Genomic DNA, 11,457 nt, shown 5'->3' on the forward strand with positions numbered 1-11,457 from the left:
GAACACAAGTCCATTCGTTCAGAACACAAGTCCATTCGTTCAGAACACAAGTCCATTCGTTCAGAACACAAGTCCATTCGTTCAGAACACAAGTCTATTCGTTCAGAACACAAGTCTATTGTCGTGTAATTACTGAGCTATCAATCCAATCTTATTACAAAAAATACCTTTTTTTGCAAGTTTTACTGAACCACTATACTGTCCCATTGAGACACTCTAGAAAGATAAAGTTTAGTAAAAAGTCTGCATTCATGCCACGCCGAAAAAGAACCTCTCCCGTGCTAGAAAAAACCGAACAGAGAGTAATCGGATTTAAATCGATTAATTCCAGCCTCGACTTTGGTGATTCGATCAGTTTAAACCATTTAACCGAGTTAACCGGGCAATTCCGCAACCAGATTGACGAGTATAATATGATGCTAACTGCCATTGACTCGGCAAAGGCAAAAATAGAAACCCTTGAAAAGACCATTCGGGAAACCTCAGAGCGCTTAGTCAGTGGTGTGGTGTTGAAGTATGGCAAAGACAGCCGGGAATACGAAATGACAGGCGGAGTACGCAAAAGCGATCGCATTCGTAAAGCCACTATTACCCGATTAAAATCAACCGCAGACTCAAAAGCGGCTTCTACACTGACAGCGTGACAAGCAACAAATAGGCATCATTCACCGTGAATGATGCCTATTGCTTTGCGTAGGCGTAGCCCGTCATAGACATTGCTGCTGACTATATGCGGGTACAAATTCTACAAAATTAAGAATAGTTCAGTCAATACCTGCTGCTGAGAAACCACTAACTGGCAATTGCTAGTTTTTCATTTTACCAATATGACGCTTGAGAATGCGGATTGGTATCACTCTATAAGCTCGCCCATATTAAAGTCTATTCTTACCCAACCTTTGAGTCTTCGTAAATTATCAAGAATGAGTAAGGGAATCTGCCAGTGATGTACTATCAAAAAGGGTAAGGGATCGCTTACTTCAAAAACTGCTTCTTTCCCCCGCCTGATGTTTCTTACCCAGGTTTGCAGTTGCTTAAACGATCTAATCTCATTCAGCCGCCAAACTTCGTGGTACAGCCAATAGGTTGGCTTACTATCACCAAGAGGCTGCAAAGATTCAGCTAGAGGCTCATTACCAAGATAGGCATCCGCTACTCCTGGATGATTGTAAAACATAGTAATGGCGGAGTGAGTCCTGGGATTACACTCAATTGCGTAAACAGTTCCGTCTTCTGCCTGGATGAAGTCAAAGGAAAGTTGCCCAGTTTTTCCCAGTTCTTTGGTAAAATGACTCGCCCATTGCATAATTTCTAGCTGCTCAACGTTTTCGTAGTTGACTTGAAAGGCGGATGACTCACAGCAGCAGTACATTCTTGATTCTCCATCTCGCGCTGTAGTGTGAGTGCAGTATTCCTTTCCAGGAATGAATTCCTGCATAATCCAGGGATTCTCCTCACTGATGGGCAGACTCTTGACAAATGCTGCTGTTTGTAATTCTGTATCGCAAGGTAGCTTGGTGAGATTCAAGCGACGTATTTGATCGTAGGGGATGCTTTTAAGAATGTATTTGCGCTTCTCCTGAGAAAAGTCAAAGTTGAGGACTTGTTCGGGATCGGTAATTTTGAAGGATTTGGGGACAGATAAACCGAACGATCGCGCTGTTTCGGCAAAGGCAAATTTGTCATCCAAAAGCTTTGTGACATCAGCATCGAAGTGGAAAAACTCACAAAACTCTGGTAATGGAGGCTTGCCTCGATCGTAGTGGATGACAGAAAAAATCGCTACCGGAATAAAAAAGTCGATCTTTTCTTTTTTGGCGATCGCGTGTAGGGTTTCAACGTAGCCTTCTAAATCTTTGCTGGGATCGGGAACGGTATAAAAGCCTGCAACAGAGTTGGAATATTTATTACCACTTGACCAGAATTTCTCAATGTCAATTATAATAACTCGATGCCCTGCTGCATGAAATGAACGCGCTAGCTGAAGGGTTTTAGTCATTCTAGCGCCAGCAATCAAAATATTTTTGGAATTGGGGTTAACAACAGTTGACTTACTGAATGGTTGCTTAAGAAAGCTCCACAGTAGCGATGTTAAGACGACGATGCAGTTTAAGGGAAATGCGATCGCTAATAATACAAGAGTGCCCAAGTTTTGGAACACTATAAAAATATACTTTCTCATAATTATAATTGTGACATAATAGTGGAATTACTGGCTAGTAGATAGGAAAAGGTTAAAAAGACAAGCAGATACCGATCCTGCCCTTGCTTCCATGCTTTCCTACACTCGCATATTTGCTCCTCAAGCCGTCTCAAATTTGCGCCGAACACTTGCTCAAACTCTGGAATAATCTTTGACGATGCGATTGCAACAAGCGATCGCCTCTCCATTTTTGGCTCGCTCCTTTGAGCGCAAGTTTACTTGCGCTTGAAGCAATGTGTCGTCCACCCAGATGAATTTATGATAGACAACAAATTCAAGTTCGCAATCAAGCAAATAACTTTGCTTGCTATTACTTAGAGGTTGTAGAAGTAAAGGTTTTATATTTTACGTCTTCTCCAAACTGGATGAGTTTCCCGATGCAAAAATCAATCCTCACCCAAGTTCTTAAGGAGCGCAAACTATCGAGTAATAGTAAAGGAATGTGCCAGTGATGTACCATTAAGAACGGTAGTGGGTCGTTAACTTCAAATATTGCATCTTTTCCTCGCCAAATATTTTTAAACCAGTTTTGCAACTGCTTTAACGATCTAATTTCATTAAGTCTCCAAAGTTCGTGATAAAGCCAATAAGTAGGCTTACTATCACTCAGGGGTTGCAGAGGTTCAGCCGGAGGCTCTTGACTGAGATAGGCATCCGCTAAACCGGGATGGTTGTAATACATTGTAATTGCAGAGTGAGTGCGAGCATTGCACTCGATCGCATAAATTGTCCCATCTTCTGCCTGAATGAAGTCAAAAGAAATTTGTCCAGTCAGTTGTAATTCTTTGACAAAATGACTCACCCACTCCTGAATTTCTGGGCAATCAACGTTTTCGTAATTGACTTGAAAAGCAGATGATTTGCAGCAGCAGTGTACCGTTAATTCCCCATTTCTGACTGTACTGTGAGTACAGTATTCTGTTCCAGGAATAAACTCTTGCAATATCCACGGGTTATCTTGACTAATTGGCTTACTTTTAAGATGAAGCGCCATTTTTTCGGGAGACTCCATTGGTAGCTTAGTTAAATCCAAGCGTAAAACAGAGTCATAGACAATACTTTTGAGAATATATTTGCGCTTTTCGTTGGCAAAGTCAAATTTCAGAACTTGTTCGGAATCTGTTATTAGGAAAGTTTTCGCGACAGATAGCGAGAGTGAGGCTGCTTTTTCTGCAAAGGTAAACTTGTTATCCAGCATCTTCATTGTATCAGCATCGAAGTGGAAATTCTCGCAATAGCCTGATAACACTGGTTTGCGCTGGGAGTCAAAGTAGCTGGCTGCAAAAATGCCTACCGGAACAAAAAAGTCTATATTTTCTTTTTTAGCGATCGCCCGCACGGCTTGAGTATAGCCGTCTTTGTCTTCTTGCGAGTCAGGAACTGTGTAAAAGCCAGCCACAGAGTTGGAAAATCGATAACCACTGAACCAGTATTGGTGGAGATCAAATAGAATGACTCGATGCCCAGCAGCGTGAAATGATCGCGCTAGCTGAAGGGTTTTGGTCATTCTACCACCACCGATTAAGATATTTTTCGGATTCTCGTTCAAAACCACTTGCTTGCTGAACAGTCGGCTGAAAAAATTCCACAGCAACGATGCGAGTACGAGGGTGCAGTTAAAGGGAAATGCGATCGCCAGTAATGCAAGAGTGCCCAAGTTTTGGAATATTGCAAAAATCTGCTCTCTCATAGTTGTAATTGTGACAAGTTAGTGATTAAGTGGCATCGCTAGATAAAAATAAAGGAAATAAGCAATATGTTGCATTAAATGCTTATTAGCTTCTTCTAAGTTAGAAGAAAGCTAAAAAGGTGATTTCCCGGATATCAGTTCATGCTCAACGCTTGATTGATCATCGTCAGAAATAACTCATCTAAAGGAATTCCCACTTTGTTCGCCGTACAGGAAATCACCGCATTGTGGTCAAAAATACAAAACAACCCGGCTTCTAAAAACCAAGGTTGTCCCTGTGGGTCGATTCGGAAGTCAAATAAACTATAATGGCGACAGCCCAAAGCCAAGTGACACTTCTTAACTTCTTGCTGAACCTTTTCGGTGATCGGGTCATTAATATCTACAATCCAACCTGGGACATAATTTTTAGCAGTTGAAGCCAAGTCGCCCTCAATGGGTATTTTGAATTTGTCAGTATAGCTGCGGATTGGTCTGTTTTGAGAGTCTATCTGATACTCTTCAAGAGGTAAACCGATTAGCTCCCCATCTTTGACAATGGCGCCGCATCTGACTTCTCGACCGGCTTCAATGAATGTTTCTACAATCACCTCCGAAGCAAATTCAAATGCTTTCTTCAAGGCAGCGTCATACTCACTCTTTTCTTTGACTAATGACACCCCTAAAGAGTTATCGGCATTTGCGGGTTTGATGACTGCTGGAGGTGTAATTGTCGGAACGTCTCCTTGGCGGAGCAGTTCTCCAGAAGGCACTTTCACCCCTGCTGCTGCCACAATTGCTTTGGTTCTGGCTTTGTGAGCCGTTAATGCCATGACATCGGCAGTATTGCCTATGTAAGGGATCTTAAGCAGGTCAAATAGTGCCCGGTACTCAGTCATTCCAGGGAGACAAAACATTTGTGGCAACATAACGTCAATGTTTTGCGTTGTTATAAACTGTATGGCCTCTAACAGAGAAATCGGTTTGGCGACAGCAATATCTTCTTGACTGAGGGAGGAAGGAAATCGCCATTGACCATCAGGTGTGATGTATGCAATCAGAAAGTCATACGATGGATTTGCTGTAGCTATTATACAGCTTTGGGCGTAATTGCGTGACAATTCACAATAAAAATCATTGTATGCAGACCCAGCTAAATGAAGGATACGAAGTACTGGCATGATTCATCTTCTAGTTACTGTTATATTTTATATAACAACTGCAATTGTAAAAAATAAGTTGAGGTGAGAAGATTTGGAAAACTGGATCGGAAACTCTAAAAACAAGAGTGATAGGTAAATTGCATCGCTATTTTACTAGACAAATATACTTTTAAACTGAATAATCCTTAGTCGTTACTGGAGTTGAGACTGGTTAGGAGTGCGAAACTGCTAAACAAATCAGATATAAAAGTTTGTTAATAATCAATAGTTAGTACATGCAACTATTAATTATTAATAAACTTCAGTGAGTATGGAATTTAGTCAAAGAATTTGCGTAGGCGTTGCTTACGCGTCTCGTAGACATCGTTTTTCCATTGGAGGGAATTTTTAGACTGGTTTCAACAATAGACCTCTTGCAAAAGTCCCTAACACCCCACCCCCAACCCCTCCCCGCAAGCGGGGAGGGGAGACAAAGCGCAGCTTTGGCGGGGTGGGGTTCTTATTTTGGACTTATGCAAGAGGTCTAATAAAGAAAATCTTTTGCATTGTTGATGGTTCCGTCAAACGGCTCAAAAAAGCCGAAACCCTGTTGTGGCAAGGGCAAGCGGAGGCAGACCAGGCTTTGATTTAGCGATTTTTGGGTAAGCAATTGCAGACAATGTAACAATAGCGATCGCAAGCCAATCCTTTTAGCAATACCCACCAGTGAACCCTCCTACCAATATCTCTGCACAAACTCAGAATCGCAAAGCCGATCATATTCGGATCTGTTTAGAGTCAGATGTTCAGTCTCATCAAATCACCAATGGACTGGAACGTTATCGCTTTATCCATTCTTGCTTACCCGAACTCAACCACGACGATATTGATATCAGTACAGCTTTTCTGGGGAAACACCTTGACGCACCCTTGTTAATTTCTTCCATGACTGGCGGAACAGAACAAGCCGCAATCATTAACCAACGTTTGGCTCAAGTCGCACAACACTACAAAATTGCAATGGGTGTCGGTTCCCAACGGGTAGCGGTGGAAAAACCCCAGGTGGCTGATACTTTTGCTGTCCGCAAGTATGCACCCGACATTCTACTATTTGCAAACTTGGGGGCTGTGCAACTTAACTACAAGTACGGCTTAGATGAATGTCTGCGGGTAGTTGATATTTTAGAAGCTGATGCCTTGATTTTACATATTAACCCTTTACAAGAGTGCATTCAACCCAAAGGCGATACAAATTTTCGGGGTTTACTTGACAAGATTTCTACATTATGCTCAAAATTGCCAGTACCAGTGATTGCAAAGGAAGTTGGTAATGGCATTTCAGCAGCGATCGCCGAAAAACTGATCGCGGCTGGGGTAGCAGCAATTGATGTGGCGGGTGCGGGTGGTACTTCTTGGGCAAAAGTAGAAAGTGAACGGGCAGAAAATCCCTTGCAACGTCGCTTAGGAAGGACTTTTGCCGATTGGGGTTTACCGACAGCAGAGTGCATTACAACTATTAGAGCGATCGCCAAAGATGTGCCCTTAATTGCTTCAGGAGGTTTACGTCATGGATTGGATGTCGCCGCAGCGATCGCCTTGGGAGCAGATGTAGCTGGTTTAGCAATGCCTTTCTTGCAAGCAGCAGCAACATCAGAGACAGCAGTTGCGGAACTTGCTGAAGTATTAATCGCTGAAATCACCACAGTCTTATTTTGCACTGGCAACGCCACCTTGTATCAGTTAAAGCACTCTAGCAGTTTACAGCGCATAGAATAGGTAAACAGGTCATTGGTCATTAATCATTAATCCTTTGGTTATAACCAATGACCAATGTCCCATGCCCAATAACTAATAACTAATACTAAATAACTAATGCGTAATTTTATCAAACAAACTTTTGCTAGTTTAGTTGGCACCTTACTAGGACTAATTATTTTCGGTGGTCTGGGAACCACTGGACTGTTTTTGCTGATATTGGCTGCTAGCTCCTCTAAAGATAGTGGGCCAAATGTGAAAGATAAGTCAGTGTTGGTTTTTGACTTGTCAATGAAAATTACTGATGGCGAACCTAATTCAGGCGAACTGTTTCAAAACACAATATCAGGTGTGGATGAAGATAGGATGGCACTCCGCAAAGTTGTGGAAACTTTGGAAAAGGCGCGGCGCGATCCGCGCATTGTTGGGATCTATGTGGATGCAACGAACACAAGCCAAACTGGTAGCGTCGGCTATGCCTCTCTTAAAGAAATTCGGAAAGCGCTAGAGCAGTTTCGCACTGCGGGGAAAAAGATTGTCGCTTATGGCAGTGATTGGAGTGAAAAGGAATATTACGTTAGTTCAGTGGCAGATTCCATTGTCCTTAATCCTCTGGGGATGATGGAAGTCAACGGTTTGAGTTCACAACCAATGTTTTTAGCAGGAGCATTGCAGAAGTATGGCATTGGCGTTCAAGTCGTGCGAGTAGGGAAATTTAAGGGAGCCGTTGAACCATTTATTCTCAACAAGTTGAGTCCAGAAAACCGCGAACAAACTCAGAAATTGTTGGATGATGTTTGGGGAGAGTGGCGCACTGCTGTCGGCGCAAGTCGGAAAATTGAACCCAATAAATTGCAAGCGATCGCTGATAATCAGTCCTTACTAGAAGCCACACAAGCCAAAACTAGCGGTTTAGTCGATCAAGTACAATACCCCGATGAAGTTATCGCTGACCTGAAAAAGTTGACAAATAGCGATAAAGAAGACAAAACATTCCGACAAATTAGCCTGAATAGCTACGCACAAGTTTCTGGTAAATCTCTGGGTGTAGAACGTAACTCCAAAAATCAAATAGCCGTTGTTTATGCTGAAGGCGAGATTGTCGATGGTAAAGGAGAAGATGGGCAAGTCGGAGGCGATCGCTTTGCCAAAATCTTCAACAAGCTGCGACAAGATAAAGATGTGAAGGCTGTCGTATTACGAATTAATAGTCCTGGTGGTAGCGCTACCGCAGCCGAAGTCATGCAGCGAGAAGTGAAATTAACTCGTCAGGTAAAACCAGTTGTAGTGTCAATGGGTGATGTCGCCGCCTCTGGTGGTTATTGGATTGCTAGCGACTCTAATCGCATTTTTGCAGAACCAAATACCATTACAGGTTCCATAGGGGTATTTGGGTTGCTATTCAATGGGGAAAAGCTGGCCAGTAATAATGGTATTACTTGGGATTCAGTGAAAACCGCACGCTATGCTGACAGTCAAACAGTTTCACGTCCGAAATCGCCTCAAGAGTTGGAAATTTATCAGCGCAGTGTTAACCGTATTTATAATATGTTTCTGAATAAAGTTTCTCAAGGCCGCAAACTCCCAGAACAAAAAGTAGCAGAAATTGCCCAAGGAAGGGTTTGGTCGGGTGAAGCGGCTAAAGAAATTGGTTTGGTGGATGAAATTGGTGGTTTGAATACTGCGATCGCATACACTGCCAAGCAGGCGAAACTAGGAGAAGACTGGGAAGTGCAAGAATATCCTCGCACTAGCAGTTTCAGAGAACGCTTTTTTGGGCGTGCAACAGAAGAGGTGCGGACTGCTTTAGGGATTGAAGGGACGCAACTCAAATCAGCCAATCCCCTCACCACTGAATTTCAGAAACTGCAACAGGAAGTAGAGATTTTGCAAAAAATGAACGATCCACAGGGGGTTTATGCCCGCTTGCCTTTCAACTTGAAGATTGAGTAGATGTTTTTTGAGCATCAGTGGGCAACAACTCACCGAATACTACGTCAAACTAGTTTTGAGGATTTATAGTCAGGATTTTAGTCCTTGTTTTCTCAAAACTAAAGTCCTTGCTACTAAATTGTCTACCTATCAATTTAAAGATAGATTACTAGGACGAAGCGCATAAGTTTACCTCGCCAACCATAAACCAGCTGACATTTGCTGCCTGGATGTGTAAAGTGGTTTAAAGTCAACTACAATTTCCAACCTTTGACAGAATTTTAGATTTGGAATTTTGCTGAAGCAGTCCAGTTAAACGCTGGCTCAAGTATGGAAAAATCTAAAATCTTTTATCTAGATCCAAGTATATTTACATACCGACCTACTTTCAAGTCTAAAATACGAAATTGAGTAAAACATCCATCTATGGCTAGAAAAACACAACGCCTTTTGCTGCTAATTGTTTCTTGTAGTATCACTGGTGTAATTTTAGGAGGTACTGCTGGTTGGGCAGAAAGTAGTCTCTGCTTGGATGAGAGTAAGGTTACAAGTGAGTGCCTAACCCAAGATCCATTCCAAAAAACTATCCAAGGAATGAGTACTGGATTATTAGCTGGGGCTGGGGCTGCTTTTGGTGCAGTCTGGCAGTTACGGAATGAAGATTGAGCATGAACTACCACTAACCCGAAACTTCGGGTTAGATTAGGTTTCTGTACTAATTAGCCAGTGCCTACACTTTGAGGGTCAATCATCCTGATTTATATGGCTTTGGAAGAATACCGATCTATTAATGCACGAGCAAATTTCTGGTGTTGTTCAGCTAGATATTGAGGGGAGATAAACTGAGCATTACCCATAAAGCGATACACCCAGCGACAAAACTCCTCCAGCGATCGCTTAGGCAATTTAACAATGTAATCTACGTAAGCAGCTTTGCCATTTTTTCCCTTTGGCCCTAGTTTGATATCTTGCTTAGGATGTCGGTTCTCGCCCTCTGAATAAATAAAAAAAGAATTTTGTACGCTTGTATATTGAAAGTGGCTCATCAAGTTCTTAAGATAACTTTCGGAATCACTGCTCATTTCACTCTTTAATCTAAGGGACTTGGTAATTCTTCAATAATTTCTGACAAATCAGCATTTTTTAGAAAAAAATAAAAGGTTGAATCTACTATTTGAAGATACTTTGTATTACGATCATAATCAATAATTGGTGGAGTTATACTTTTAATATTTTGAAGTTCTGCTAGGTGATAAAGTAAATTACTCATATCAGAAGCTCGAACACCATCTGGTCTATGATGTATATCTTTAATTTTAGTTTGTAAAGTCGCCCTCTTCATTCCATTTGCTAACCCTTCATATCCTGACTCTAAGATAACTCTGATTAGGTAATAATGAAGGAATAGAGGAAGTAATCCTTGTTGAGAGGATGTAGAAGAATTAGAATTACCTGACGCAATTGCCTCAAGCGCTCTCTGATGCCGTACTAAGTAATCTTCTGCTTTTTTATTGAGAGCATTTTGAAGATGAGGATTAATAGATATAGTAGTTAAAACTTTTTGTCTTTCTAAAATTTTTGCACTAATACAGATTTCTTTTAAAATTTCTTGAAGCACTCCTATACTTTTAAAACAAGTCTCATGGCATTGATTTAATAATTCTTTCGGAAAAATAATTGAAAGTTTTTCTGCTCCTTTATTTGCTACTTTGATAAAATCTTCTTCAAGCCAAGGTTCAACCGGAATTTCTTCAATTCTGTCTAGTAAGTCTCCATTAAATTGAACCATTTTGTTTTTCTCTTTCCACACACCTAAAATGATAAATCGAATACCTAATTCTTGAAATGATCTAAGGTCATAAGCGAATTCTTTTTGAATGTCATCATTAAGATAATGAAAATTTTCAATAATAATAAGTTTTTTAAACTTATCTTTTTCAAAATTTCAGAAATATCTTGAGGAAGGGAAAGATTGAAAGGAATTTCTTCATATTCGTAACTCTTACTGACATTATACTTTGTCTCGTTATTTCCTTCAATTTCAGTACTACCAAAAAAAGGTAATATTGCTTTAAACTTCCCAACTACTCCTAAACTTGCTTCCTTATCTGTAGATTTGCTATAGTTGTTTTGAATATTTACACCTGCTTGTCTAAGAATACTTGAGTAAATATCTAATATTGTAGTTTTCGGACTCAGAGTAATAGGTATATTTTCCTTATAATTAACATGTTTAGAAACTAATGCTGTTTTACCCTGCTTTGAAGATCCATAAACAATAATTTGCTTATCAGACTTTAGTGCTTCAATGAACCTATTATCAACTGCTTCTCTTTCTACATAAGAAAGAACTATCTTACTACTCACTCCAAAAATATCTTCTACCTTAGTATTCATTGAATTAATTACCTAGTTTAGTTTTATTTACTGGAATTATTCGTAGATGAGCATTGAAGCTCTATGTTGTAAGCGATTATATCTAATTTTTGGATAAGTCCCTGAAGGATATTTACAAGCGATCGCACAATAATGGACGACAGCAAGGCATTGTTTGATTACTGGCATGACCGAATTCGGCTGAAAAACAATGAGTTAATTGCAACTCCTGGACACGTCAAAATCCAGGAGCATTGTCTAACTGTGCTATCTGTTGCAGCTAACACTTCGCTGCAACATACTGAATCGATATCTGGGTTTGGTGCGAAGAAGTAAGTGTGTGGGCGCATTTGCATTGTTGATGGCTTATAGAGAATAAT

General features: G+C 40.7%; 12 protein-coding genes. 5 read left to right on the plus strand and 7 right to left on the minus strand.

Annotation, left to right across the window (positions count from 1 at the left end; genetic code table 11):
• The first annotated feature begins 251 nt into the window (after positions 1 to 251).
• On the plus strand, positions 252 to 644 hold the full coding sequence (locus tag V7L12_RS04670) for a hypothetical protein (RefSeq protein ID WP_335082550.1): 393 nt from the start codon (positions 252 to 254) through the stop codon (positions 642 to 644).
• A 209-nt stretch (positions 645 to 853) separates the two neighbouring features.
• Here V7L12_RS04670 and V7L12_RS04675 read toward each other — a convergent pair whose 3' ends face one another.
• From V7L12_RS04675 to V7L12_RS04690, 4 genes are all read right to left on the minus strand, one after another.
• Positions 854 to 2,182 (minus strand): ATP-grasp domain-containing protein, encoded by a 1,329-nt coding sequence (locus V7L12_RS04675; protein ID WP_335082552.1) that lies wholly within the window; start codon positions 2,180 to 2,182, stop codon positions 854 to 856.
• Positions 2,183 to 2,513: 331 nt separating this feature from the next.
• Positions 2,514 to 3,893: an ATP-grasp enzyme gene (locus V7L12_RS04680; protein ID WP_335082554.1), complete on the minus strand. Its 1,380-nt coding sequence runs from the start codon at positions 3,891 to 3,893 to the stop codon at positions 2,514 to 2,516.
• A gap of 134 nt (positions 3,894 to 4,027) precedes the next feature.
• A complete protein-coding gene (locus tag V7L12_RS04685; RefSeq protein WP_335082556.1) occupies positions 4,028 to 5,053 on the minus strand; it encodes a D-alanine--D-alanine ligase family protein in 1,026 nt (341 codons plus the stop codon).
• Between the two features lie 505 nt (positions 5,054 to 5,558).
• A complete protein-coding gene (locus V7L12_RS04690) occupies positions 5,559 to 5,738 on the minus strand; it encodes a hypothetical protein (RefSeq protein WP_335082558.1) in 180 nt (59 codons plus the stop codon).
• Positions 5,739 to 5,740: 2 nt separating this feature from the next.
• On the opposite strand from V7L12_RS04690, the gene fni reads away from it, so the two are divergent.
• The 3 genes from fni to V7L12_RS04705 all read left to right on the plus strand — a co-directional run bounded on the left by fni (position 5,741) and on the right by V7L12_RS04705 (position 9,367).
• Positions 5,741 to 6,790, plus strand: coding sequence for a type 2 isopentenyl-diphosphate Delta-isomerase (fni, locus tag V7L12_RS04695; protein WP_335082560.1), 1,050 nt, complete (start codon positions 5,741 to 5,743; stop codon positions 6,788 to 6,790).
• Positions 6,791 to 6,886: 96 nt separating this feature from the next.
• The gene (sppA, locus tag V7L12_RS04700; RefSeq protein ID WP_335082562.1) at positions 6,887 to 8,722 is read left to right on the plus strand and encodes a signal peptide peptidase SppA; all 1,836 of its coding nucleotides are present in this window, start codon (positions 6,887 to 6,889) and stop codon (positions 8,720 to 8,722) included.
• A gap of 405 nt (positions 8,723 to 9,127) precedes the next feature.
• Complete coding sequence (locus tag V7L12_RS04705) at positions 9,128 to 9,367, plus strand: hypothetical protein (protein ID WP_335082564.1); 240 nt, start codon at positions 9,128 to 9,130, stop codon at positions 9,365 to 9,367.
• 92 nt (positions 9,368 to 9,459) lie between these two features.
• On the opposite strand, the gene V7L12_RS04710 is transcribed toward V7L12_RS04705, so the two are convergent.
• From V7L12_RS04710 to V7L12_RS04720, 3 genes are read right to left on the minus strand one after another with little or no spacing between them, the layout of a single operon-like run.
• Positions 9,460 to 9,783 carry a hypothetical protein gene (locus V7L12_RS04710; RefSeq protein ID WP_335082566.1) on the minus strand — a complete coding sequence of 108 codons (324 nt, stop codon included), beginning with the start codon at positions 9,781 to 9,783 and terminating at the stop codon, positions 9,460 to 9,462.
• 8 nt (positions 9,784 to 9,791) lie between these two features.
• Positions 9,792 to 10,490 carry a hypothetical protein gene (locus V7L12_RS04715; protein ID WP_335082568.1) on the minus strand — a complete coding sequence of 233 codons (699 nt, stop codon included), beginning with the start codon at positions 10,488 to 10,490 and terminating at the stop codon, positions 9,792 to 9,794.
• A gap of 44 nt (positions 10,491 to 10,534) precedes the next feature.
• Positions 10,535 to 11,098, minus strand: a complete 564-nt coding sequence (locus V7L12_RS04720; protein WP_335082570.1) for a hypothetical protein — start codon at positions 11,096 to 11,098, stop codon at positions 10,535 to 10,537.
• Between the two features lie 132 nt (positions 11,099 to 11,230).
• On the opposite strand from V7L12_RS04720, the gene V7L12_RS04725 reads away from it, so the two are divergent.
• On the plus strand, positions 11,231 to 11,413 hold the full coding sequence (locus tag V7L12_RS04725) for a hypothetical protein (RefSeq protein WP_335082572.1): 183 nt from the start codon (positions 11,231 to 11,233) through the stop codon (positions 11,411 to 11,413).
• Positions 11,414 to 11,457: the final 44 nt, after the last annotated feature.

The sequence above is a fragment of the Nostoc sp. genome, from assembly GCF_036918245.1.
Lineage (GTDB): Bacteria > Cyanobacteriota > Cyanobacteriia > Cyanobacteriales > Nostocaceae > Nostoc.

What these genes read in the sequence shown, in the direction of transcription:
- V7L12_RS04705 (WP_335082564.1), top strand. Translation starts at nt 9,128, where the DNA reads ATGGCTAGAAAAACACAACGCCTTTTGCTGCTAATTGTTTCTTGTAGT.
- sppA (WP_335082562.1), top strand. Translation starts at nt 6,887, where the DNA reads ATGCGTAATTTTATCAAACAAACTTTTGCTAGTTTAGTTGGCACCTTA.
- V7L12_RS04680 (WP_335082554.1), bottom strand. Translation starts at nt 3,893, where the DNA reads ATGAGAGAGCAGATTTTTGCAATATTCCAAAACTTGGGCACTCTTGCA.
- V7L12_RS04720 (WP_335082570.1), bottom strand. Translation starts at nt 11,098, where the DNA reads ATGAATACTAAGGTAGAAGATATTTTTGGAGTGAGTAGTAAGATAGTT.
- V7L12_RS04670 (WP_335082550.1), top strand. Translation starts at nt 252, where the DNA reads ATGCCACGCCGAAAAAGAACCTCTCCCGTGCTAGAAAAAACCGAACAG.
- V7L12_RS04715 (WP_335082568.1), bottom strand. Translation starts at nt 10,490, where the DNA reads ATGGTTCAATTTAATGGAGACTTACTAGACAGAATTGAAGAAATTCCG.
- V7L12_RS04725 (WP_335082572.1), top strand. Translation starts at nt 11,231, where the DNA reads ATGGACGACAGCAAGGCATTGTTTGATTACTGGCATGACCGAATTCGG.
- V7L12_RS04685 (WP_335082556.1), bottom strand. Translation starts at nt 5,053, where the DNA reads ATGCCAGTACTTCGTATCCTTCATTTAGCTGGGTCTGCATACAATGAT.
- V7L12_RS04675 (WP_335082552.1), bottom strand. Translation starts at nt 2,182, where the DNA reads ATGAGAAAGTATATTTTTATAGTGTTCCAAAACTTGGGCACTCTTGTA.
- V7L12_RS04710 (WP_335082566.1), bottom strand. Translation starts at nt 9,783, where the DNA reads ATGAGCAGTGATTCCGAAAGTTATCTTAAGAACTTGATGAGCCACTTT.